The organism is Gluconobacter sphaericus (genome assembly GCF_016757795.1).
Taxonomy (GTDB): domain Bacteria; phylum Pseudomonadota; class Alphaproteobacteria; order Acetobacterales; family Acetobacteraceae; genus Gluconobacter; species Gluconobacter sphaericus.
The window spans coordinates 949549-972236 of record NZ_CP068419.1 but is presented as its reverse complement, the minus strand read 5'-3'; the positions used below and the strand labels follow the sequence as shown (position 1 = coordinate 972236).

The 22688-nt window shown below is 61.0% G+C and carries 21 protein-coding genes; 13 read left to right on the top strand and 8 right to left on the bottom strand.

Annotated features, from left to right (window positions below; all coding sequences use genetic code 11):
• Positions 1-10: 10 nt before the first annotated feature.
• The 7 genes from IGS75_RS04660 (at position 11) to IGS75_RS04630 (ending at position 5427) form a co-directional block, all read left to right on the top strand.
• The gene (locus tag IGS75_RS04660; RefSeq protein WP_202257770.1) at positions 11-565 is read left to right on the top strand and encodes a Fur family transcriptional regulator; all 555 of its coding nucleotides are present in this window, start codon (positions 11-13) and stop codon (positions 563-565) included.
• 5 nt (positions 566-570) lie between these two features.
• Positions 571-1026 carry a hypothetical protein gene (locus tag IGS75_RS04655; protein ID WP_202257769.1) on the top strand — a complete coding sequence of 152 codons (456 nt, stop codon included), beginning with the start codon at positions 571-573 and terminating at the stop codon, positions 1024-1026.
• Positions 1027-1058: 32 nt separating this feature from the next.
• A complete protein-coding gene (locus tag IGS75_RS04650) occupies positions 1059-2078 on the top strand; it encodes an asparaginase (protein ID WP_202258215.1) in 1020 nt (339 codons plus the stop codon).
• An 87-nt stretch (positions 2079-2165) separates the two neighbouring features.
• On the top strand, positions 2166-3593 hold the full coding sequence (locus IGS75_RS04645; protein WP_141350363.1) for a sugar porter family MFS transporter: 1428 nt from the start codon (positions 2166-2168) through the stop codon (positions 3591-3593).
• A gap of 87 nt (positions 3594-3680) precedes the next feature.
• Positions 3681-4103, top strand: a complete 423-nt coding sequence (locus tag IGS75_RS04640) for a hypothetical protein (RefSeq protein ID WP_237468985.1) — start codon at positions 3681-3683, stop codon at positions 4101-4103.
• Positions 4104-4244: 141 nt separating this feature from the next.
• A complete protein-coding gene (locus IGS75_RS04635) occupies positions 4245-4670 on the top strand; it encodes a hypothetical protein (RefSeq protein ID WP_202257768.1) in 426 nt (141 codons plus the stop codon).
• Positions 4671-4689: 19 nt separating this feature from the next.
• The gene (locus IGS75_RS04630; protein ID WP_202257767.1) at positions 4690-5427 is read left to right on the top strand and encodes a DUF4097 family beta strand repeat-containing protein; all 738 of its coding nucleotides are present in this window, start codon (positions 4690-4692) and stop codon (positions 5425-5427) included.
• On the opposite strand, the gene IGS75_RS04625 is transcribed toward IGS75_RS04630, so the two are convergent.
• The 5 genes from IGS75_RS04625 to IGS75_RS04605 all read right to left on the bottom strand — a co-directional run bounded on the left by IGS75_RS04625 (position 5418) and on the right by IGS75_RS04605 (position 11202).
• Complete coding sequence (locus IGS75_RS04625) at positions 5418-6215, bottom strand: RluA family pseudouridine synthase (protein ID WP_202257766.1); 798 nt, start codon at positions 6213-6215, stop codon at positions 5418-5420. The two genes, IGS75_RS04630 and IGS75_RS04625, sit on opposite strands and share 10 nt — an antisense overlap.
• Positions 6205-8925 carry a DNA translocase FtsK gene (locus tag IGS75_RS04620; protein ID WP_141350374.1) on the bottom strand — a complete coding sequence of 907 codons (2721 nt, stop codon included), beginning with the start codon at positions 8923-8925 and terminating at the stop codon, positions 6205-6207. The genes IGS75_RS04625 and IGS75_RS04620 overlap by 11 nt, the downstream gene beginning before the upstream one ends.
• A gap of 118 nt (positions 8926-9043) precedes the next feature.
• Positions 9044-9643 (bottom strand): 16S rRNA (guanine(966)-N(2))-methyltransferase RsmD, encoded by a 600-nt coding sequence (rsmD, locus tag IGS75_RS04615; RefSeq protein WP_202257765.1) that lies wholly within the window; start codon positions 9641-9643, stop codon positions 9044-9046.
• 3 nt (positions 9644-9646) lie between these two features.
• Positions 9647-10435, bottom strand: coding sequence for a pseudouridine synthase (locus IGS75_RS04610; protein ID WP_202258213.1), 789 nt, complete (start codon positions 10433-10435; stop codon positions 9647-9649).
• 32 nt (positions 10436-10467) lie between these two features.
• On the bottom strand, positions 10468-11202 hold the full coding sequence (locus tag IGS75_RS04605) for a gamma-glutamyl-gamma-aminobutyrate hydrolase family protein (RefSeq protein ID WP_202257764.1): 735 nt from the start codon (positions 11200-11202) through the stop codon (positions 10468-10470).
• A gap of 51 nt (positions 11203-11253) precedes the next feature.
• Between IGS75_RS04605 and IGS75_RS04600 the strand changes: the two genes are divergently transcribed.
• Positions 11254-11700, top strand: a complete 447-nt coding sequence (locus IGS75_RS04600) for a nucleoside deaminase (RefSeq protein WP_237468984.1) — start codon at positions 11254-11256, stop codon at positions 11698-11700.
• A 135-nt stretch (positions 11701-11835) separates the two neighbouring features.
• Positions 11836-13395 carry a Do family serine endopeptidase gene (locus IGS75_RS04595; RefSeq protein WP_141350382.1) on the top strand — a complete coding sequence of 520 codons (1560 nt, stop codon included), beginning with the start codon at positions 11836-11838 and terminating at the stop codon, positions 13393-13395.
• Between the two features lie 355 nt (positions 13396-13750).
• Here IGS75_RS04595 and IGS75_RS04590 read toward each other — a convergent pair whose 3' ends face one another.
• Positions 13751-15115: a lipopolysaccharide biosynthesis protein gene (locus tag IGS75_RS04590; protein ID WP_237468983.1), complete on the bottom strand. Its 1365-nt coding sequence runs from the start codon at positions 15113-15115 to the stop codon at positions 13751-13753.
• A 197-nt stretch (positions 15116-15312) separates the two neighbouring features.
• Here IGS75_RS04590 and IGS75_RS04585 point away from each other — a divergent pair, with 197 nt between their 5' ends.
• Entirely contained in the window at positions 15313-16428 is a 1116-nt protein-coding gene (locus tag IGS75_RS04585) for a CDP-glycerol glycerophosphotransferase family protein (protein ID WP_202257762.1), read from the top strand.
• Positions 16429-16434: 6 nt separating this feature from the next.
• Here IGS75_RS04585 and IGS75_RS04580 read toward each other — a convergent pair whose 3' ends face one another.
• Together IGS75_RS04580 and IGS75_RS04575 are read right to left on the bottom strand one after the other, a co-directional pair.
• Complete coding sequence (locus IGS75_RS04580; RefSeq protein ID WP_202257761.1) at positions 16435-17793, bottom strand: L-serine ammonia-lyase; 1359 nt, start codon at positions 17791-17793, stop codon at positions 16435-16437.
• Positions 17794-18858, bottom strand: a complete 1065-nt coding sequence (locus IGS75_RS04575) for a threonine aldolase family protein (protein WP_237468982.1) — start codon at positions 18856-18858, stop codon at positions 17794-17796.
• 83 nt (positions 18859-18941) lie between these two features.
• Here IGS75_RS04575 and folD point away from each other — a divergent pair, with 83 nt between their 5' ends.
• The 3 genes from folD to IGS75_RS04560 are packed head-to-tail and all read left to right on the top strand — an operon-like array spanning position 18942 to position 22656.
• Complete coding sequence (gene folD, locus IGS75_RS04570) at positions 18942-19874, top strand: bifunctional methylenetetrahydrofolate dehydrogenase/methenyltetrahydrofolate cyclohydrolase FolD (RefSeq protein WP_141350392.1); 933 nt, start codon at positions 18942-18944, stop codon at positions 19872-19874.
• On the top strand, positions 19871-20623 hold the full coding sequence (locus IGS75_RS04565; protein ID WP_141350394.1) for a methylenetetrahydrofolate reductase: 753 nt from the start codon (positions 19871-19873) through the stop codon (positions 20621-20623). The genes folD and IGS75_RS04565 overlap by 4 nt, the downstream gene beginning before the upstream one ends.
• A 32-nt stretch (positions 20624-20655) precedes the next feature.
• Positions 20656-22656, top strand: a complete 2001-nt coding sequence (locus IGS75_RS04560) for a M1 family metallopeptidase (protein WP_202257759.1) — start codon at positions 20656-20658, stop codon at positions 22654-22656.
• Positions 22657-22688 lie beyond the last annotated feature (32 nt).

Sequence of the window (22688 nt, the reverse complement as noted above, 5' to 3'; positions counted from 1 at the left end):
ATTGACGTTTATGCCGGATTCTTCTGCCATCGCTGACACGCTCATCTTTTCGCCCGAAGTCACGGAACGTCTCGACCGCACGGCCGAATGGTGCCAACGCAACGGACAACGCCTGACGGAAACACGCCGCCTCGTGCTGGGTCTGATCCTGTCGAGCGAAAAGCCTTCCGGCGCCTATGATCTTCTGTCCAGACTGCGCCCGGCTCATCCGAAAGCCGCGCCACCTACGGTTTACCGCGCTCTGGAGTTCCTGCTTGAGAACAGCCTGATCCACCGTCTGGAGCGGCTGAGCGCCTTTGTCGGCTGTTCGCACGCCGTGGAATGTCCACATGGTTGTGTTCATCATGACGAAGGAGGCATGCACCGTGCGCAGTTTCTGATCTGCCGCGGCTGCGACCGTGCCTGGGAGCTGGAACAGGAGGCCATCGCCCCAGTGCTGAACCACGCTGCGCAGAGCATGGGCTTCCGGGCCGAAGCAGCGACCGTGGAAATTGAAGGCCTGTGTGCGGCCTGCCAGAAAGCTGGTGTCACGCCAGTGCGGCGTCCGAAAACCTCAGCAGGCTGAGGCGGATGAGCCGTCGCCGTTCTCCGTCGCCGGCGCTACCGTTCGAAACCTTGCCTAGATCGCGGAGACCGCGTTCAGAGAACACGCAATCCAGTGCGTCTGCACCCTCGATAGAGCAGCCTGATCTCCTGAACTGGGTGCCTCCGCTCACTCATCTGCGTCCTGAGGATGTTGAAGCCTGTTTCCTCAGTCCTGCCGGTTTTCGGCCGCCGGCTGGGGAGGCGTTTTTATATCATCTGACGGATGTCGAAACTGCCCGGGCTTACGTGAATAATGCCCTGCCACTGGGGGATGGCCTTGTCTTCCGCACCGCGGTGCACCTGGCGGAAGATCTTGCCGATATCTCGGCAGCGGGAGAGCTAGGGGTCGTGAAGGTTCGGCGGCGCCTGATTCAGCCTTGGCTGATGCCAGATCGTCAGGACGGTCGTCCGTGCTATGTGCTCAGGCCAGAAACGTCATGACAGACATCATTAAGAAACAGGGGAGCAAGCAAATGGCAGCACAGTCGGGCCTTCTGGCCGAGGTCACGCGCGGCGGATGTGTGGAATCCCACCATCTGGGCCGGGCCGTCGTCGTAGATGCTGATGGTAGTGTGGTCTGGTCTTGCGGTGACGTAGATGCTGCTGTCTTCCCGCGCTCGACCGTTAAATCCCTGTTGGCCATCGAACTGGTGGAAAGTGGCGCGGCCGACCGTCTTGGACTGAGCAGTGACGCGCTGGCTTTGGCCTGCGCCTCGCATGGCGGCGAAAAGGCCCATGCCGAAATGGCTGCTACGATGCTTGCTTCCGTGGGGCGGGATGTCGGCGCCCTGGAATGTGGAGCGCACTGGCCGACCTATGAACCCGCGGGCCGCGCTCTGGCCGCTGCCCATCAAAACGCCTGCTCGCTGCACAATAACTGTTCCGGCAAACATGCGGGTATGGTGTGCCTCTCCTGCGATCAGGGCGTCGACCCAACCGGCTATATCCAGCCCTCTCACGAGATCCAGCGTCGCGTGACGGATGTGCTGGCCGCCATGATGGATACGCCGCATGACGACAGCAATCGTGGTATGGATGGCTGTTCCATGCCGACTTATGCGGTGCCTCTGAAAGCTCTCGCGAAAGGTTTTGCAAAATTCGGTGCGGGAACCGGACTGTCCAAAGGGCGTTTCCGTGCGGCCACACGTCTTCGTGAGGCTGTGGCGGCCAATCCGTTCATGGTCGCCGGGACAGGGCGCTATGATACGAAAATCATGGACCGGTTCGGCACACGGGCCTTTGTAAAGATGGGTGCAGAAGGCGTGATGATCGCCTCCCTGCCGGAGTTGGGCCTTGGTCTGGCCATCAAGACCGATGATGGCGCTAACCGTGCTGCAGAAGTCGCAATGTCCGCCCTGCTGCGTCGCTTCGGTGGCGAGACGCTGTGTCGGGATGCCGCAGACCGCGACGTTCTGGATGCAACAGCCACGCAGACCATGCGGAACTGGAACGGGTTCACAGTCGGTGAACTCCGCAATGCGCTCCCGCTGTAAACGGTTTTGTGTTATAGGTTACGGATATGACATCCCCATGAAAGATTGGTGTCATTTTGTGACTGAGTAAGAGGAACGCACTGGCCTATGAATGATCAGCCCGGAATGACAGGGACCATTTCGCCGCAGGATGACAGCAGCACATCCATTTTTGACGCAACGCGCTTCAAAATTATCGCCATTGGCGTGATCGCGGCGTTGGCGGGTCTCATGTCCGGGCTTGATATCGGGGTAGTGGCAGGGGCACTGGACCTGTTCGGAAAGGAATACCACGCTTCCATTATTGCTCTGGAATGGGTCGTCAGCTCCATGATGGCGGGTGCGGCGGTGGGTGCGCTCAGTGCAGGCTGGATGTCCAAGGCACTCGGGCGGAAACATTCGCTGATTGTCGGCGGTGCGATCTTCGTGCTCGGGACGATCGGCTGTGCCATGAGCTGGTCTGTTGCGTCCATGATCTCCTTCCGGGTGGTCATGGGGATCGCGGTCGGGATTTCCGCCTTCACAGCCCCGCTCTACCTGTCTGAAATTGCCAGCGAAGATGCGCGCGGGGCGATGGTCTCGACCTATCAGCTCATGGTGACGGTCGGCATTTTCATCGCCTTCCTGTCCGACACGTATTTTTCCTATAGCGGTAACTGGCGCTGGATGTTTGGCGTGGCGGGCATTCCGGCCATTCTGTTCCTGATCGGCGTGCTGTTCCTGCCCTACAGCCCGCGCTGGCTGATGGCGCAGGGACGTCACAAGGAAGCGCGGCAGATCCTGCTCGACCTGCGCGAAGATCCGCTGGAAGCTGCCAAGGAAATCCGTGCAATCCGCGAGCAGCTCGATACGAAACAGGAAGGCTTCAAACTCTTCCGCACCAACTCCAACTTTCGGCGGTCGGTAGCGCTGGGAGTCATGTTGCAGATGATGCAGCAGCTCGCAGGCATCAATATCGTCATGTATTACGCGCCCAACATTCTCGCGGCGGCGCATTTCGATGCGCAGTCGCAGATGTGGTGTACGGCCATCATTGGTCTGGTGAACATGCTTGCGACCTTCGTGGCCGTGGGGCTGGTTGATCGCTGGGGCCGTAAGCCGATCCTCTATGCGGGCTTCACGGTCATGGCTCTCGGCATGGGCATGCTGGCCATGCTGCTCCAGACTGGCATGACTACGCAGTCCTCGCAGATCGCGGCAGTTTTCCTGCTGATGATCTTCTGCGCCGGCTTCGCCATGTCGGCGGGTCCGCTGACATGGGTCCTGTGTTCCGAAATCCAGCCGCTGGTCGGACGTGATTTCGGGATTGCCATTTCGACCTTTACCAACTGGATGACAAATCTTCTGGTGGGTGTCAGCTTCCTGACGCTCATGCAGACGCTGGGAACGGCGGGCACGTTCTGGCTCTTCGCCGTTCTGAACGCGCTGTTCCTGCTGCTGACGATCCTGTTCGTCCCCGAGACCCGGGGCATGTCTCTTGCAGTCATCGAAAAACGGCTCATGCAGGGCGTAAAACTCCGCAAACTGGGCCGTTAGAGTTTTCCGGGTATCACCATCGAGTGACCATGCGCCCGGCCCCTCTGGCCGGGCGTTTTCGTTTAAACCTCCATTAAGGAAATGCGCTTGAGCGAATTCTCCAGACCTTCCCGTGACTTCAGCCGTAGTGTGAACAAGGGCGGCGTCCTGCTTGTCTATGCGCTTTATATCGCCCGCTTCTTTACGGGGATCAGCCTTTTGGTGGGTGTGATCCTTGCCTATATTTTGTGCGGATCAAGTGTCGGAATGGAACGGACACATCTGAACTGGCTGGTGCGCCTGTTCTGGTATGATGTGGCATTCATTATCGGTTCGGCCGCTCTGTTTCTGGCGTGCTTCATGACGCAACCGCCGGGAAGTTCAGGTCCGGGTCAGCTTCTCTTCCTGCTGCCGATTGGGATTTTCGTGGCCTGGAACATCGTCCTGCTGGTCGCGCTCGTTGTGGGCCTGAGGGGCTTTCTGGCCGGACGTGGCCCGCTGCCGGAACGCTTCCGCGCTCTGGCCGAGTAGATTTCGTCGTCGGACTGGCGTAATTCGCCAGTTTTTTGGTTTTCAAACTGGCCGATTTTAACAGAACATCAGTAAAATCGGTTTTGGCACGGTTCATGCATCAGGGTTGCTATCGAGTTTTTCTCAGAGGAGCTTTCCCGCATGTACGCCTCCTATACCCCGTATGAACCCGCAAACCGTTACGGCCGTGGTTACGACACTGAAGCAGGGCGCGATCTGGTCCTGCTGGTTTATGCCCTGTACATCGCAGGCTTCTTTACGGGCGTGACCGCCCTGATCGGGGTGATAATCGCGCATTCAGGCCGCCGCTCCGCGATGGGGCTGAAGCGCGCGCAGCTGGACTGGCAGATCCGGATGTTCTGGTACGGCGTTCTGACCCTGACGGTTATCGGGATGATCCATCTCATGGTCGCGGGTCTAGGTACCATCACGGGCGGTCTTGGACTGGTGTTGATGGTGGTGCCATGGGGGCTGACGCTCGCCTGGGGCATCCTTACGGCTTGGGCGATTGCGCGCGGCGTTCATGCCGCTCTGCTCAATCGTCCCGTTGCCTCTGCACAGTTCTGAAGCCGGAAAGACCCATCCCATGATCCGTTTCATGTTCTCTCTTCCCGTTTTTGTCCTCGGGACAGCACTGGTCTTTCCGGTCTGTGCGGCACCGCTGAGTCAATCCGCCATTTCGGACGATATTTCTCAGTCCACCCTGCCCGAAGGCGGAAAATTCTCCACTGTCAGCGGAAATGTCGCCGTCGGGACGTCTGACGGCGCCCTGTTCGTCCGGACCGTCAGCGGTGACATCCATGTCACGCAGTCCCACGGCCCGCTCAACGTTCATACGGTCAGCGGTGCGTTGGATGTGGAGCACGCCGCCGGAGCCGTTGAGGTTCGCAGCGCGAGTGGAAACGTCACGCTGGATCACGCGGACGGGGCCGTCTCCATCCGCACCATGAGCGGCGAGAGCACTCTCGATCACACCGCCCGGGATATCATGATCCGCAGTGTCAGCGGAGACATGACCCTGATGCTCGACGCTGCCTCCCAGATGCGCACGATCGATATCGGCACGATCAGCGGTGATATGACGACCCATCTGCCGCATGGCTTTGGCGGAACATTCGACATCCGCCTGAAACAGCGCCGTTCAGAGGCGACACTCCCTCTCCAGCAGTCCCTCGGTCTTACGGTGCAGGTGGGGAACTGGGAGAAAGAATCCGGCAATTCAGAAGAGGTCCGGACGATTACGGCCACCGGCAAGGTCGGCGATGGCCGCGATCACATCATCGTCCGCAGCGTGGCCGGGTCCCTGAAGCTTGTTCAGGACTGAGCATCGGTTTCATAGCCCATCGTCCGCAGGCTCGTCGCCATGAACTCCGGCGGCAGGGCCTGCGCGCTGAGCGCATCGGATGGCAGGTTCAGTTCCAGACTGCGCGCCAGAAGATGCAGCCCTGGCAGGGCTGAGCCGTCCGGAGCAGGCGCTCCATAAAGCGGATCGCCAAGGATTGGCGTTCCCAGTTCTGCGCAATGGATGCGCGCCTGATGCGTCCTCCCGGTGAGCAGTTCCAGCTCCAGCCAGCACAGACCCTCGCCACGTCCCAGAATCCGCCAGCGCGTGCGGGCTTCGTCGCCCTTCGCATCAACGGCCATCCTCCAGCCCGAGGCATTAGACTGACGTAGAAGCGGTGCGTTGATCTCGCCACTATCCTGCGGAAGATCGCCTATCACGACGGCCCAGTACAGCTTACGGACCTGCCGTTCCTGAAACGCCTTCTGCGCTTCGATCAACGCTGTCTTGCGTCGCGCGACCAGCAGGCAGCCGGACGTATCCGCGTCCAGCCGATGCGCCAGCCACGGTCCCCCGCGCGGATGCGGGAGCAGCCGTGTCTCAACGGAATCCTGCGTGGAGGGACCGGGATGCACGGCTAGACCGGCCGGTTTGTCCAGAATCAGGAAGCGAGGGGTTTCCAGAAGGACGGGAATGTCCATGCCGTGGTGGAATGGGGTACGCGGTCCTTCCGGGGCCAGGGAAGAGGCCTGTTGAGGCAGGCGCCGTGGTTTGTGTGAATTGCGCGAGGCCTTTGCGCGCCGGATACGCTCCTTCCGGTCAGTCTTCATGCTCTTCCTTGCGGCGGATCAGGATCTCGCGTTTGCCTACATGGTTGGCGGCGCCGATGATGCCTTCCTTTTCCATCTGGTCGATCAACTTGGCCGCACGGTTGTATCCGATCGAGAGATGACGCTGGATGAAGCTCGTGGAGGCACGGCCTTCACGCATCACGATATCTACGGCCTGATCGAACAGGCTGCCTTCTCCGTCACCACCCGAACTGGCGCCTGCCGTCAGGCCGCCCGCGCTGTCGTCATCCTGACCGGATACCACATCATCGTTATAGATCGGATCGCCCTTGGAGCGCAGATCCGCCACCACGGCTTCGACTTCCTCATCCGCCACGAACGGGCCGTGGACACGCGTGATGCGGCCACCGCCCTGCATGAAGAGCATGTCACCCTGGCCCAAAAGCTGTTCGGCGCCCTGTTCCTGAAGGATCGTGCGGCTGTCGAACTTGCTGATGACCTGAAAGGAAATGCGGGTCGGGAAGTTGGCTTTGATGGTGCCGGTGATGACGTCAACGGACGGCCGCTGTGTCGCCATGATGACGTGGATGCCGGCTGCACGGGCCTTCTGGGCCAGACGTTGTACGGCTGTCTCGATTTCCTTGCCCGCGACCATCATCAGGTCGGCCATCTCATCGATGACGACGACAATATAGGGCAGGTTTTCCGTTGCGACCTGCTGCTCGTCAAACACCGGGCGGCCCGTTTCGGGATCAAAGCCGGTCTGGACGCGCTTGGTCACCATCTCGCCCGAAGAGCGGAGCTGGTTCACGCGCTCGTTGTAGCCGTTGATGTTACGGACCTGAAGCTGCGCCATCAGGCGGTAGCGGCGGTCCATTTCCTGCACGGTCCATTTGAGCGCGCTGACGGCCTTGGTCGGTTCCGTCACGACCGGGGTCAGGAGATGCGGAATCCCGTCATAGATCGACAGTTCGAGGATCTTGGGGTCGATCATGATCAGGCGGCACTCTTCCGGGCTGAGCCGGTAGAGCAGCGACAGGATCATGGCATTCACGCCGACCGACTTACCCGAACCCGTCGTACCCGCAACGAGCAGATGCGGCATTTTTGCAAGGTCTGTATAGACCGGAACGCCGGCGATATCCTTGCCGAGCGCGATCTGAAGGCGGCCGTTTCCGTTCTGCCATTCCGGCGTGCGAAGCAGTTCGGAGAAATAGACCGTCTCGCGCTTGGCGTTGGGCACCTCGATGCCGATGACATTGCGTCCCGGTACGGTCGCGATACGCACGCTTAGAACTGAAAGCGAGCGCGCCACGTCGTCGGCGAGCCCGATCACGCGGGACGAACGGATGCCCGGTGCGGGTTCGAGTTCGTACAGCGTGACGACTGGACCAGCATGGATATCGCCGATCGTGCCCTGCACGCCATAATCGGCCAGAACGCTCTCCAGCAGGCGCGCATTGGACTGCAACGTCTCCTGCGACGGCCCTGTTACGGCGTGCGGCGGCGGCGGGTTCAGCAGGGCGAGCGGGGGCAGTTCCCAGCCTGTCGTCACGGCATTGCGCGGCGCGGCGGGACGCGGGGCGACAGGCTCGGGCGGACGTTCCGGACGGCGCATTCCGAACAGGCCGCGCTTTTGCGGTTCGGGTTCAGGCGGGGTGTCGATGCTGCTCTGGGGCAGGTCCTCGTCCATTTCGTCGTCGATCTGACGACGCACGGGCGGTAGCGGCGTGTCGCGCTGGCGGGCGATCTGGGCCAGACGCTCGGCATAGGGGTTGGAAGGCGCGTCTTCCTCTTCCGGGACGGTGATTTGGCGGGCACGAGCAGCTGCGGCTTCCGTCCGGCTGACCGGGCGCGTCTCTGCGGCTGGTTGGCTGTAGGGATCGTCCTGCGTGTCCATGGGGGGCTGCATCCAGCCGGTATTCTGTGGCACAAACGGCTCGGGGCGTGAGCGCGGATCGCTCTTGCCGAAGCTGCGGCGCAGGAAAGACAGAGGCGCTGCATCCGCCGCCGGCGCCCCACCGGCTGGGCTGGGCTGGAATTCATAAAGGCGCGGATCGGGCGCGGGTCGATGGTCGGATGTCTGCGGGCCGTTCATGCGCTTGGCGAGCGAGAAGGGCTGGCGTCCTAACACCACGGCCGTCTTGCCCAGAGCGCGCCATTCGCGGGCTTCAAGACCCATGGCGAGCGGCAGAAGCAGACCCATCAGCAGCAGGACGAGAAGAACGGCAATCGCATTTCCGGCGGCCCCCGCTTCGGCATGGGCGGCATCGAGCAGGCGGTGGGCACAGGAAACGCCCATTTCTCCGCCCAGACCGCTGGCGGTCGGCCAGTCGACCTCAAGGCCGGGAATGAGAAGCTGGAGCGTGCCGATGAACGTGGCGCTGGCGGGCAGGAGAGCAAGGGCGGCCACGATCCGCAGGATCGGCAGGCTCATGCCATGATGACGGACCATGCGCCAGGCCCATGCCAACAGGATGACGATCGGCATGCCGCTGCCGAGGCCGAGCCACTGGATCAACCCATCCGAAATGGTTGCGCCTGTGCGGCCCAGAAGGTTCGTCGGCTGCGTTCCCGTCGAGGTGTTGAAGGACGGATCGTGCGGATTGAAGCTCCACAGCGCGATTCCGACCGCCACGGCGAAGATCAGCAGGACCAGCCCGAGAAGCTCCATGCAGCGGGCGCGCAGGGCGCTTCGCAGTTTCGGTGTCATGTGCCGGTCATGCGCGTCGCGGACGATGTTGCGCACTGTACTGGTCGATCGGCTGAACGCGGCCAAGTCTCGTCACCCCGTCGGTTTTCTGGATTGCGGCTTGTAAAATTCACTCTGAACTATAGCCGACAGGGTACTGAATACAGAGGGAAAATTAAGGAAAAGTGGAGGAATGCTTCCAGATCGTCACCTTTGCTGCGCCAAAACAGCGCTCGCAGAGGATTTCTGGCGTCAATGTGGGCATAAAGTGTTCGGAAGGTGGCATGATGGGCGTAAATTCTTCCGTGGCGCCTGTTTCGGTCACGATCAGCGCGCCCTGCGCCAGCCAGCCGTTCCGCGCCAGTGCCCGCAGGCCCGATTCGACAAGGCCCTTGCCGTAGGGCGGGTCGAGGAAAACCAGCGTGTAGGGCTCCGTGGCCTTGGGCGGATGCGTGACGCTGCAACTCAGCACGCGTGAACGGTCCCGGGCTTTGCAGATGCCCAGATTGATCCGCAGGGCCGCCAGCGCGCTGCGATCTCGTTCGATGAACGCGGCTTTTTCGGCCCCCCGTGACAGGGCTTCGAGGCCCAGCGCGCCAGTTCCGGCGTAGCAGTCCAGCACGGAGGCCTTTTCCAGCTCGACCTGCCCGTACCAGGGGGCATGGGCGAGCATGTCGAAAATCGCCTGTCGCGTACGGTCCGATGTGGGGCGCGTGCTGGTTCCCGACGGTGCCGTCAGGGCGCGACCCTTGTTGTCTCCTCCAACAATCCGCATGGATCAGCGCGTCCGCTGACGCTTTGGTGCGGGAAGATCCGGCACCTGCTCGCGCAGGGTCTTGCCGGGAACTTCCTCCAGTTCACGCGCCTTGAGCGATCCAAGCTGGAACGGGCCATAGGACAGGCGGATCAGGCGGCTGACATGCAGGTTCAGGCCTTCCATGACGCGGCGGATCTCACGGTTCTTGCCCTCGCGCAGACTGACTGTGAGCCAGGCGTTGTCGCCTTTCTTGGAGTCCAGAGCCGCTTCGATGGAGCCATAGCGGACGCCTTCGTATTCGAAACCGTCGATCAGAGAGGCCAGACGCTTTTCGTCCACGACGCCGAATACGCGCACGCGATATCGGCGGACCCAGGCATTGCCGGGAAGTTCGAGACGACGGGCCAGTTCACCATCGTTGGTCAGCAGCAGCAGACCTTCGGAATTGATATCAAGACGCCCCACGCTGATGACGCGCGGGAGGCCTTCAGGCAGTGTGTCGAAAACGGTTTTGCGGCCTTCGGGGTCCTTGTGGGTCGTCATCAGGCCGTCGGGCTTGTGATACCGCCACAGGCGCGTGCGCTCGGGGGAGTCCACGGGCTTGCCGTCCACCAGCATAATGTCGCCCGGCTGCACGAACGTCGCCGGATGCGTGACGATCTGTCCGCCCAGCTTGATGCGTCCGTCCTCGATCATACGCTCGATATCGCGGCGGCTTGCCACGCCGGCGCGGGCCAGCGCCTTGGCGATGCGCTCGCCTCTCGGGCCAGAGGTTTCCGGTTCGGAACCGGAGATGTCGGTTTCGTGCATCTCGGGGGCAGTGTTTTCGGTGTTGTCGTCGGTCATCGTGCAGTCTCCACAAGCGCCGCATACAGGCGACGGTCGCCGGGGTCGAGGGAGAATTCGGGGTGCCACTGTACGCCGATGGCGAAACCGGGGCCATCAAGTTCGATCGCCTCAATGGTGCCATCTGGCGCATAAGCGCAGATTTTGGCCCGTCCGGGGTCGCGCACGGCCTGATGATGCGAGGAGTTCACGCTCATGCGGCCCGTCCCCACGATCTGCGCGAGTTTCGTACCGGGGACGATGTCGATGTCATGGCCGGGCTCGTGGCGGGGATTGGGCTGTTCGTGTTGCAACTCTTCCGGCAGATGCTGGATCAGCGTCCCTCCTGCTTCCACAGCCAGAAGCTGCATCCCGCCACAGATGCCCAGAACCGGCTTGCCCTGTGCCAGTGCGGCGCGGAGCAGCGCCAGTTCGGCGGCGGTCCGGGCCGGACGTGGGTTGGTCAGCGGATGGGGTGCTTCGTCATACAGCGCCGGATCGACGTCGAATGCGCCTCCTGTGACGATCAGTGCGTCCAGCCGCGCCATCAGGGCCTCGGCGTCGCAGCCGTAACCCAGGCAGACCGGAATCCCGCCCGCATCGCTCACGGCCGTCAGGTAGTTTTCCCGCAGCGCATGGAAGGGGTAGCGCGAGAACTGCCCCGGCCCACCGGGTTCATGATCCAGCGTCAGACCGATCAGCGGCGCGCGATGCGAAGGGGATGGACGGGGGAGGGTCATGCGCCGCATCATCGCATCATGATTCAGGATCAGACAAGGATTCAGACGGATATCGGTCCGGCAATGCAGACGGCGCTCCAGGCCGCGCGGGAGGCTGCGTCGTGTGGGGAAGTGCCGGTGGGTGCGGTTGTGCTTGCACCTGACGGACGCGTTCTGGCGGTGGCGCGCAATCATGTGGAGGGGGCGCATGACGCTTCTGCCCATGCCGAGCTTCTGGCGATGCGTGAGGCCGCCGCATGTCTGCAAAGTCCACGCCTGACGGACTGCACGCTGGTCGTGACGCTGGAGCCGTGTCCGATGTGTGCGGCGGCGATCGTGCATTTCCGCATCGGGCGGGTCGTATTCGGGGCCTATGATCCCAAGGGCGGGGGGGTGGAGCATGGGCCGCGCATTTTCGAGCGCCCGTCCTGTCTGCACCGCCCCGAGGTCATCGGCGGCGTGTGTGAACGCGAGGCATCCGGGCTTCTGAAAGACTTCTTTCGCAAACTCCGCAAACCCATCGCAGAATGACGCGGTGGAAGGCTGAATTCACAGTCCGTCACGAACTTACGGATGTTTCACCCTGCGGCCAGCTTGTGGAACGGGAACGGGGTTCATAGTTCAGCGCTATAAGCCACGATGTTTTTGCAACAAGTCGGGATTGATATGACCACACGCTTTCGCACGTCCCTGTCCGCTCTCGCTGCAACCACCATGCTGGTCGCGGCCCCGTTCGCTTTTGCGGACACCACGCCTGCAACCGCCACTCAGGCGGGTGCCACGACGGCCGCAAGCGGGGCCATCAAGCCGCAGACAGGTGTTCAGGCGCTTCCCAACTTCGTCAATCTCGTCAAGCAGGTGAAGCCGGCGGTCGTTTCCATCACGGCGCACATCAAGGCGGATGTGGCCGAGGAAGAGGAAAACGGCCCGGGTGGCGGTGGGCAGGGCGGCGGTATGCCGTTCCCGTTTCCCTTCCCGTTCCAGATGATGCCGCAGCAGCAGCAGAACCGCACGGTCGAGGCCCGCGGGTCGGGATTCATTATCTCGTCTGACGGTTATGTTGTGACGAACAACCATGTCGTGAACGGCGCGACCAAGGTGACGGTCACGCTCGATGACGGCACGACGCTGCCTGCCAAGATCATCGGCCGTGACCCGAAGACGGACGTCGCCCTCCTGCGCGTCAAACCGACCGGAAAGCTGCCATTCATCGAGCTGGGCGATTCCGATGAGGTCCAGCCGGGTGAGTGGGTTATCGCCGTGGGCAACCCCTACGGTCTGGGTGGCACGGTGACGGCGGGTATCGTCTCCGCGCTGGGTCGTGACCTGCATTCGGGCGCCTATAACGACTTCATCCAGGTCGATGCACCGATCAATCACGGCAACTCCGGCGGCCCGCTGTTCACGCAGGATGGCAAGGTCGTGGGCATCAACTCCATGATCATCTCGCCCAATGGCGGCGGCTCGATTGGTATCGGGTTCGCCATTCCGTCCAACACCGTGAAATCCGTCGTGAGCCAGCTTGAAAAGACCGGACATGTCACGCGCGGCTATCTTGGTATTGAAGGGCAGGACATCTCGCCGACCATGGCGCAGGCGCTGAACCTCAAGTCTTCCGAACCGGGTGCACCACCGCGCGGAACGCTGGTAGCGTCCGTCTCCAAGGGGAGCCCCGCCGAGAAGGCCGGCATCAAGAGCGGGGATGTCGTTACCACGCTGAACGGTAAATCGATCAAGAACGGCCATGATCTGGCAGTGAAGGTTGTTTCCATCGCACCGGGAACCGCTGCGACGTTGGGTCTTCTGCGTGACGGCAAACCAATGACCATGAACTTCACGGTCGGCAACCTGTCCGCACAGGACCATGCTGCGGGTAATGCGACAGATACCGCACAGTCCGGCGCGGGCAAGCTTGGTGTGTCGCTTGCGTCCCTAACGCCGCGGGCACGTCAGGAACTGGGCCTGGATGACAGCGTGCAGGGCGCGGTCGTGGCCGATGTTGTACAGGGCTCCCCAGCTGATCAATCCGGCATCCGTCCGGGCGACATCATTGTCGCCGTCGGCAATCACGTCACGCCGTCGCCCAAGGCTGTCGTGGCTCAGGTGCATGATGCGCTGGGCCGCAAGCAGCCGCCACTTCTGCGGATCCTGCGTGACGGACAGCAGCTATTTGTGGCTGTCTCCCCGAATGGCTCGGACGACGACAGCTCCGACGACGCCCAGTAAGACCGGCGTTCAGACAAGTCGCTTGAAAAGGCGGGAAGGGTCACACCTTCCCGCCTTTTTTCATGTTTGCACCCCGGATCGAATTCGGAATGTATTCCGGCCGAGCGAGGGCAGAGCGGAACAGCCGTCATTGTTCTGTCGATGTTTGCGGGCCGGATGGGTGCCATTGCATGGGCAGCATCCGGAGACGACGGAAAATCAAGACCTGTTTCAGGGCACTTTCAACACGTAGGAAATATCGTGCTTGTTCTGGAGCTGATTTTCGTGGAAGCCGCGATCATGGGGTATGCTATATTTCACCATGAGCCCCGCGCTGGATACCTCCTGTATTGACCATAACGGCCGGGAGAAGAACCTAACGCTCGGAGGACTTGCCGATCCGGTCATGGAAGAACCAAACGCCTAGCATCTGTGATAGCAGAATCGTTGCATTGCACGCTGCTGTCGACAGGCAGGCCCCCGCCAGACCGAAATGCCGCGTCAGGACATAGAGCGCCGGGAAATAGACTGCCATGACGGCGGTCCGGTTCTTCATGAGGAACTTCACATGCCCCACAACAATCAGCAGCGGCTCCAGCGGAATGACCAGCAGGCTGAACACCGCGGCCAGCAGCATAATGGAAATATAGAGCGACGTGTGATGTACATGCACATGCAGCAGGAAGCGGAAAATTGTCGAGCCAAAGAAGGCCGAGAGCAGCAGAAGCGCGACTGAAAGCCCGCTCAGAACGCCAAACATCTTCCACGTCACGCGCTTGAGGCCGCGCCAGTCCTGCCGGTCCCGCATCCGGACCAGTTCGGGATAGAGCACCGGCGAGATGAGCTGTGCGGGGGTGACGATTCCGTCCGCAATCTGGCGGCAGACGCGGAAGACGGCAGCCTCGGCCGGTCCCAGCCCGTTACCGACCAGCAGCGTCGCCACATGGCCCGAGATGTTGCCCAGCGTCTGGTTGACGCTGGCAGCGCGTGTGAACTGCCACATGCCCGGAAGCTGCCAGCGCCAGTGCCGGAATGCCCGGAGGTACTGGAAGCTAAACTTCCGGCGCAGGATATCCAGCGCGTAATGGATATAGAAGCCGTAATCGATGATGATCGTCATCGCCCAGATGAACAGGAAATATCCGAGCTTCAGGTGGAGGACATAGCCTATGATGACACCGAGCGTCTTCGCAAGGGCCGCACAGCTGTCGATGATCGGGACAAGATGGAATTTCCCCGCCATCCGCAGGATGCCGTTCGCCCAGCCTGAATACATCAGCGGACTGACGAACATGTACAGGTCCGCCAGAAACCGCACATGGGCGGACCAGTGTGCAGTGTGTCCGTAGATTTGCACGCCCACCAGTCCAAACACGATGGCGAACGTGGCCGAGAGCGTGTCAAGGCGGATGCAGAAATGGATCACCCGATGCAGGAGATCCGTATCGCCATTGCCGAAACTCTCGCTGCCGAAACGGATCAGCGTCTGCCAGGACTGCATCCGCGACAGAACCGAACTGGTCGAAGCCAGAGAATGGATCAGGATCAGAAGCCCGAAATCGGACAGGCCCAGCGCCCGCACAGCCAGGGCGATATAGATGAAGCTGCACAGTGCATTGGCGATGCGGCCGAGGGTGAGCACGCTGACGTTTCGGAAAATGGATCTGAAAACGGAGCGCTCGCCGGACATGCGGGCCTTACTGACCACAAAGCCTCGAAACTGTCCATGCTGCGTGGTCACGCAGCAGGGTAGTGTCGCAGAGGGGCGGATGTTTCTTGACAGAGGGTGGTCAGGGATTATGAAGAAATTATTACACATTTCGTTACTAGAGTTCCTGCACACGGGATCTGGTAACGAGCTGTTTTTTTCTGAGGGCCACACCACAAAAAAATGCAGGTTTCAGCCTGTTTTTTCAGGCAGGACGCATCTCATCAGTCATGAAAATCGCCTTTATCTACATCGCTGAACCGTATCAGTGCTATCACACGGCCTCCGTCGCCAGCGCCCTTGCTGCAATTCCCGGTCATGACGTGGTGGAGTATTACAGCTTTCCGGAAACGGTGGAGCATCTCTCCCGCATCCGCCAGGCGTTGGACGTGCCAGCTCTGCCGCTGAAAGCGTTCCCCAAATCCCTCAAGGCCCGTCTACTGAAGCACGCAAGGCGGCTCGATCAGGAACGCCTCGTGGTGCTGCGCGAGAACATTGCCGAGCTGAACCGGTACGATGCGGTGGTGGCGACGGAATACACGGCGGGTGTCCTGAAGGAGATGGGACTTGCCGGTCCGAAGCTCATCCTGCTCATGCACGGTGCCGGGGACCGCTACGTCAATGACGAGCACCTCGTCCGCGAATTCGATCTGACGCTCGTGTCCGGTCCGAAAGTGGAAAATTATTTTCAGGACAAGGGTCTGCTGCGGCCGGAAACCACGCGGGTGGTCGGTTATCCGAAATTCGATGTATTCGAGGCGGTGCAGCGGAAAAAGACGATTTCGTTCGCTAATGGACAGCCGTTCGCGCTGTACAACCCGCACTACCAGCGCAAACTGACATCCGCTTCAGGCTGGATGATGCCGCTGATCCGGGGCTTTAAGGCCCAGAATGATTACAATCTTGTGGTGGCGCCCCATATCAAGACCTTCCACAGGGGCTTCGGCATCCGCGAGCGTCAACTCAAACGCCAGCGCAGCCCCGAAGTCATGGTCGATACGGGATCGTCTGCCATGCTGGACATGACCTACACGTCTCAAGCTGCGCTCTATATCGGCGATGTCAGCAGCCAGGTGTACGAGTTCCTGGGCACTCCGCGCCCCTGTGTTTTCCTGAACCCGCGCAAATTGCCGTGGCGGGATGATCCGTATTTTCTGCACTGGACGTTAGGGGACGTGGTGGAGGATCTCGACGATCTCATGCCTGCCATCGCCCGCGCGCAGGAGCGTCATGCTTTCTACCGTCCGGTACAAGAAAAGCTGTTCCGCGAAACCTTTGGCGAGCCGCTTCTGGGGGCGTCCCAGCGTGCGGCCGATGCCATCGCGCAGTTCATGACTGCGGCCTGAGCGTCCTCAACATTCGGGGAAATTGACGGCCAGACCGCCGAGGGACGTTTCCTTGTAGCGGTGGTTCATGTCGCGGCCCGTCTCGGCCATTGTGCGGATAACCTGATCGAGTGAAACGTGATGGTCGCCATCCCCGTGCATGGCGAGAGACGCGGCGTTGACGGCCTTGATCGCCCCGAAAGCATTACGCTCGATACAAGGGATCTGCACCAGCCCCGCCACTGGGTCGCAGGTCATGCCCAGATGATGCTCCATCCCGATTTCGGCGGCATTCTCCACCTGAAGCGGTGTGGCACCCAGAGCTGCAGCAAGTCCGGCAGCGGCCATTGAAGATGCAACGCCGACTTCGCCCTGACACCCGACTTCCGCGCCTGAAATCGACGCATTCAGCTTGAACAGTCCGCCAATGGCCGCCGCGGTTAGCAGGAACCGTCGCTGCCCGTCGAGCGAATATTCGGGGCAGAACTCGCGGTAATAACGCAGCACGGCCGGGATCACGCCCGCAGCACCGTTGGTTGGTGCCGTAACGACGCGCCCGCCAGCGGCGTTTTCTTCATTCACAGCGATAGCGAACAGGCTGATCCAGTCCATGACCCCATGCGCGGCGGGCTGGTTGCTGCGGCTTTGTTCCTGCAGCCGTTCGTACAGCGCAGCAGCCCGCCGTCGCACGTTCAGCCGTCCCGGCAGCGTGCCTGAACGGTGCAGTCCGGCGTCCACGCAGTCCATCATTATGGCTACGATCCGGTCTAGATACGCCTCGACTTCGGCGCGCGGCCGCAGCACGTTTTCATTGGCCAGAACCACACCCGCGATATCGAGCCCTGTTTCCTGCGTGCGGGTCAGGAGTTCCGCGCCGCTGGTGAAGTCATAAGGCATGTCAGGCTGGGCATAGGTCGTGGTTTCGGTCGCCTGTTCGGGGACGATGAACCCACCACCCACCGAACAGAACCGTGCACAGGCCAGCAGACGGTCTTCGGCATCGAACGCCTCGAACTGTAGCGTGTTGGGATGAACCGGCGGGATGGTCTTTGTATCGAGGACGATGTCTGTTTCCGGATCGAAGGGCGTGGGATGCCCTTTGAACGGGATCAGATGCGTCTGGTTCACGGAGGTCACGATGCTGTCTGCCAGCATCGGGTCCATCGTGTCGGGCTTTTCGCCCGCCAGCCCAAGAATGACGGCACGGTCCGTCGCATGGCCCCGCGCCGTCCAGGCGAGCGAGCCGTAAAGTGTGACGCGCAGACGCGACACCTCCGCCGCATGGGGCAGGGTGTCGGCAAAACGTGCGGCCGCACGCATGGGGCCGACAGTGTGCGAAGAAGACGGACCGATCCCGATCTTGAACAGGTCGAACAGGCTGATCATTCAGGCAGCGATTTCGGCAAGCAGTGCGTCAACGTCCTGTTCCCGGGTGTAAAAGCTCGGCACAAGACGGATGAGCGTGCCCGACACCCCCTCAGGTGTCGGCCAGCGATAGAAGCCAAATCCTGCCGCTTCCAGTTCTTCGACCAGCCGGTCCGGCAGGATGACGAACACTTCGTTGCCCTGCGTCTCGAACGGAAGCTGTGCGCCCGCGTGACGGCGCAAACCTTCGACGATCCGCTGAGCCATGGCGTTGGCATGTGCGCTGTTCTTCAGCCACAGCCCATTGTCCAGCAGGGCCAGAAGCTGCGCGCTCAGGAACCGCGCCTTGGACCACAGATGGCCGCTGCGTTTGATGCGCCGCTCGAAATCTTTCAGCGCCGGGCGCGTGCGGTCATTGACGAAAAACACGACCGCTTCTGCCGCCATGGCCCCGCATTTCGTGCCGCCGAACGACAGAACATCCACCCCGGCCTGCCATGTCGCTTCGGCCGGTGTGCAGCCCAGATGCGCGATAGCATTGCTCAACCGCGAGCCATCCAGATGGACGGGCAGGTCCTGCTCATGGGCGATGTCGCACAGCGTCGCCAGATCCTTAAGGGCATAGACCGTGCCCCATTCTGTGGCCTGCGTCAGGGATAGCGCCTGGATGGGGGGCTTGAGAATTCCGCCCTGTGCATTGACCTGCAGACCTGTTTGCAGGGCTTCAGGCGCCATGCGGCCATCGGCGGAAGGCAGCGTGACAAGCTTGGCGCCATGCATGAAAAATTCCGGCGCCCCGCCCTCGTCATTGCTGATATGCGCGCTCTGGTCGCACAGCACCGCGCCATAGGGTGCCACAAGCGCGGAGAGTGCCAAACTATTGGTCGCAGTCCCCGTCACGACGGGAAAAACCGCGACTTCTGCTTCGAAGACCTCGCTGAAACGCGTATTGAGGGTGCTGCTCAGGATATCGGCGCCATAGGATCCGACGCTGCCCTCATTGGCGCGCATCATGGCCTCCATCACGGCGGGGCAGGCGGGGGAAACATTGTCACTGGCGAAGTTCTTGCGTATTTCGTCGGTCACGAGACCATCCTCAGTTCCTGCGGCCGTCACGGCCTGTTTGTTAGCGTAACTGAACTGACTGCCAGTTGTCATCCGGAGTGCCCATGAGCATGTTGTTCCCCGAGAAGTCTTCCGAACCGGCATCCCAGATCGTTGATGGCAAGATCATTGACGGCAAAGGCATCGCCCGCGCTCTGACCGATCAGGTGGGTCGTGAAGTGGCAAAATTCGTCGAACAGGGCAATACCATTCCTGGTCTTGCCGTTGTTCTGGTGGGTAATGATCCGGCCTCTGAAGTCTATGTGAAGAACAAGGCGATCCAGACCCATCGCGTGGGCATGCGTTCCTTCATGCACATGCTGCCGCAAAGCACGTCGCAGGATGAACTGCTGGACCTGATTGCCCAGCTCAACGCCAATCCGAAGATCCACGGTATTCTGGTTCAGCTTCCTCTCCCGGCCCAGATCGACCCGGTTGCAGTGACGAACGCCATTGCGCCGCACAAGGACGTGGACGGTCTGGGCGAGGTCAATGCCGGCCGCCTGTCGCTCGGGATCGATGGCATCGTGCCCTGCACGCCGCTGGGCTGCCTGATGCTGCTCAAATCCGTCCATGAGGACATGACCGGCAAGCATGCCGTAGTGATTGGTGCGTCCAACCTTGTCGGTAAGCCGATGGCACAGCTCCTTCTCAAGGAGAATTGCACGGTCACGGTCGCCCATATCCACACCCGCAATACAAAGGAACTGGCCCGGGAAGCGGACATCCTGGTCGTGGCGACGGGGAAAAGCGGTCTGGTCCGCGGTGACTGGATCAAGCCGGGCGCGACTGTGATCGATGTCGGCATCACCCGTGTTCCGGCCGAAAATGGCAAGACACGCCTGGTGGGCGACGTGGTATTTGATGAGGCTCTGCCGGTCGCCGGACACATCACACCGGTTCCGGGCGGTGTTGGCCCCATGACCATCGCCTGTCTGCTGCACAATACGCTTCAGGCCGCCCGTGCAACGCAGGCGGTTGCGGACGCGTCTTCATGACCCGCGTTTCGGTTGAGCTGGTTCCGCGTTCGGCAGAGGCCCTGCTGGCGGATGTGCAGACCGTACGCGATGTCCTGCCGCAGGTTAGCACGTTAAATATTCCGGACCTGATCCGATTCCCTCTTCGTAGCTACGATGCCGCCTCTCTGCTTACGAAACAGGCGTCGTTTGAGGTCATCCCGCATATCCGTGCCGTCGATATCGCTCCGGGTGCGCCGTTGCCGGGCGCGGACCGTCCGGAACTGACCTCCATTCTCGTCGTCGCTGGCGACCCGCCACCAGCCGGAAGTGATAGAAAGGTCTATCCCAACACGTCCGCCCAGATCATCGAACGTTACTGCCGGGAAGCGCCGCATCTGAAGGTCTATGCGGTGTTCGACCCGTATCGCCGCGCGCCGTATCAGGAACTCGAGGATATTGCCCGTAAACGCGATGCTGGTGCCTGCGGGTTCTTCACCCAGCCGCTATTCGACATTCCGATGCTCGAATCCTGCATGGACTGGTTGCAGGACGACACGGTGTTTTGGGGTATTTCTCCCGTCCTGGGCGATAAATCCCGCCGTTACTGGGAGCGCGTTAACCATGTGGTCTTCCCGCGAGACTACGATGGGACGCTGGAAGGCAATATCGCTTTTGCGCGCCGGATGCTGGATGTTATCCGCGAGAAAAACGACAATGCCTACCTGATGCCTCTGAAAGTTGATCTGGCATCCTATCTGGGAGCGCTTGACGACATTATAACGGGGTAACATCGAACCACCGAACGGAGGGTCCGCCCCGGATGTCTGTGCGCCTTTTTCTGCTTCCTCTGCTGGGAGGCATGCTCGTTCCTGCTGCCTTGCTGCCCGAGACCGTTACTGCGAAAACGCTCGCCGATCCGGCAGCCGTTTTCGCACCCCTGACCCTTCCTGATGCTCCAAACGCCTATCGCTCGGGGTCGGGTCTTCCGGGCCCGCAATACTGGCAGAACCGTACGGATTACGTCATCCATTCACGGATCGACACACAGGCCCACGTCTTGCACGGTTCTGAAACTATAACCTACAGCAACAACAGCCCCGAGGCGCTCGACGTTCTGTGGCTTCAGCTCGATCAGAACATCTATCGCGCCGATACGCGGGGCGAGGTCGGAGCGATCCCCGGCAGCCATATAATGTCGGGCAATCATACCGATGGCATTGTGATCGAGCATGTCTCGGTCGTTCAGGGTGGTCGTGAAGTGGACGTCACGCCTCTGATCTCCGACACGCGGATGCAGCTTACGCTCCCCCGTACGATCAATCCGCATGGTGTGGCCTTCGTGAAGGTCGACTGGCATTACACGCTGCCCGGTCCGTGGGGTGGCCGCACGGCTGTTACGCCGACACGCGAAGGCGATATCTATGAAGTCGCGCAGTGGTATCCGCGCCTGAGCGTTTATGATGATCGCCGTGGCTGGAACACGCTGCCTTATCTGGGGCAGGAGTTCTTTCTGGAATATGGCAGCTTCGATTACAGCGTGACCGTGCCCTGGAATTACACGCTCGTGGGGTCCGGCGCGCTGCTTAATCCCGAACAGGTTCTGACTCCCACCGAGCGCAACCGTCTGGCGCAGGCGGCCCAGAGCGACACGCGCGTCATGATCCGCACGCTCGATGATATCACCGATCCGAAAAGCCACCTGAAGCAGAGCGGTGAAGTCACCTGGCATTACGCCATGCGTAACTCGCGCGATGTAGCGTTTGCGGCCTCGCCGGCTTTTGTCTGGGACGCCGCGCGGATCAACCTGCCGCCGATTGTGCCTTGGTCGAACTATCACCCTGTGCCCCGGCTTGCGATGTCGGTCTATCCGCGTGAAGGGATCGGGCCGCATGGCTGGGACCGCTCAACGGATTACGTCAAACACGCCATCGAGTATTTCTCGTCGCAGTGGTTCGAATATCCTTGGCCGAACGCCGTCAATCTGGGCGGACATGGTGCGGGCATGGAATATCCGGGCATCGTCTTTGACGGTATGAGCGATCGCGATCCGCAGTTGTTCTGGATTACGACGCATGAACTGGGACACGGCTGGTTCCCGATGATCGTCGGCACGGATGAACGGCGCAACGCCTTCATGGACGAGGGCTTCAACACGTTTATCGACGTGTATGCCTCAGACCACTTCAACAACGGCGAGTTTGCCCCCAAGCGCGATTCTGAATTCGCTCCCAAGACCGGTAACCCCGCGCAGGATATCGTCCCGGTCCTTACCGATCCGAACGCGCCCGTGCTCATGACGGCCGCAGACGGCGTGTCCGAAAAATACCGTCACAGCGTGACCTATTTCAAAGGCGCCTATGGCCTGAAACTCCTGCGCGAACAGATCCTCGGCCCGGTCCGGTTCGACGCAGCTTTCCGGCGCTATATTTCCGAATGGTCGTTCAAGCACCCGTCGCCGTCCGATTTCTTTCGTCTGATGAGCAGCGAAGCGGGCGAGGATCTGGGATGGTTCTGGCGTGGCTGGTACTTCACCAACGCTGCCCCTGATTATGCACTGGGAGACATCCATCATGACGCCGGAAAGCCTGTGACCGTACAGGTCCGCAATTACGGAGCCCTCCCGCTTCCGGTGCTCCTGCGTGCCGATTATGCAGATGGCAAATCGGAAGAACTTCGTATCCCGACGGAAGCCTGGCGCCAGAGCAGCGATATCGTTGTTTCACTGCCGGCCCATGATGGCCTCAAGGCCGTTACGCTGGACCCGGATCATGTCATCCCGGATATCGACCGCTCGGATAACCGGATTGCCGTTACTCCCTGAGGTTACGGAAAAGTGCGGGGCATAAAATGCCT

What these genes read in the sequence shown, in the direction of transcription:
- IGS75_RS04610 (WP_202258213.1), bottom strand. Translation starts at nt 10,435, where the DNA reads ATGCACGAAACCGACATCTCCGGTTCCGAACCGGAAACCTCTGGCCCG.
- IGS75_RS04600 (WP_237468984.1), top strand. Translation starts at nt 11,254, where the DNA reads ATGCAGACGGCGCTCCAGGCCGCGCGGGAGGCTGCGTCGTGTGGGGAA.
- IGS75_RS04650 (WP_202258215.1), top strand. Translation starts at nt 1,059, where the DNA reads ATGGCAGCACAGTCGGGCCTTCTGGCCGAGGTCACGCGCGGCGGATGT.
- IGS75_RS04585 (WP_202257762.1), top strand. Translation starts at nt 15,313, where the DNA reads ATGAAAATCGCCTTTATCTACATCGCTGAACCGTATCAGTGCTATCAC.
- IGS75_RS04560 (WP_202257759.1), top strand. Translation starts at nt 20,656, where the DNA reads ATGTCTGTGCGCCTTTTTCTGCTTCCTCTGCTGGGAGGCATGCTCGTT.
- folD (WP_141350392.1), top strand. Translation starts at nt 18,942, where the DNA reads ATGAGCATGTTGTTCCCCGAGAAGTCTTCCGAACCGGCATCCCAGATC.
- IGS75_RS04595 (WP_141350382.1), top strand. Translation starts at nt 11,836, where the DNA reads ATGACCACACGCTTTCGCACGTCCCTGTCCGCTCTCGCTGCAACCACC.
- IGS75_RS04630 (WP_202257767.1), top strand. Translation starts at nt 4,690, where the DNA reads ATGATCCGTTTCATGTTCTCTCTTCCCGTTTTTGTCCTCGGGACAGCA.
- IGS75_RS04625 (WP_202257766.1), bottom strand. Translation starts at nt 6,215, where the DNA reads ATGAAGACTGACCGGAAGGAGCGTATCCGGCGCGCAAAGGCCTCGCGC.
- IGS75_RS04565 (WP_141350394.1), top strand. Translation starts at nt 19,871, where the DNA reads ATGACCCGCGTTTCGGTTGAGCTGGTTCCGCGTTCGGCAGAGGCCCTG.
- IGS75_RS04660 (WP_202257770.1), top strand. Translation starts at nt 11, where the DNA reads ATGCCGGATTCTTCTGCCATCGCTGACACGCTCATCTTTTCGCCCGAA.
- IGS75_RS04605 (WP_202257764.1), bottom strand. Translation starts at nt 11,202, where the DNA reads ATGATGCGGCGCATGACCCTCCCCCGTCCATCCCCTTCGCATCGCGCG.
- IGS75_RS04580 (WP_202257761.1), bottom strand. Translation starts at nt 17,793, where the DNA reads ATGATCAGCCTGTTCGACCTGTTCAAGATCGGGATCGGTCCGTCTTCT.
- rsmD (WP_202257765.1), bottom strand. Translation starts at nt 9,643, where the DNA reads ATGCGGATTGTTGGAGGAGACAACAAGGGTCGCGCCCTGACGGCACCG.
- IGS75_RS04645 (WP_141350363.1), top strand. Translation starts at nt 2,166, where the DNA reads ATGAATGATCAGCCCGGAATGACAGGGACCATTTCGCCGCAGGATGAC.
- IGS75_RS04655 (WP_202257769.1), top strand. Translation starts at nt 571, where the DNA reads ATGAGCCGTCGCCGTTCTCCGTCGCCGGCGCTACCGTTCGAAACCTTG.
- IGS75_RS04635 (WP_202257768.1), top strand. Translation starts at nt 4,245, where the DNA reads ATGTACGCCTCCTATACCCCGTATGAACCCGCAAACCGTTACGGCCGT.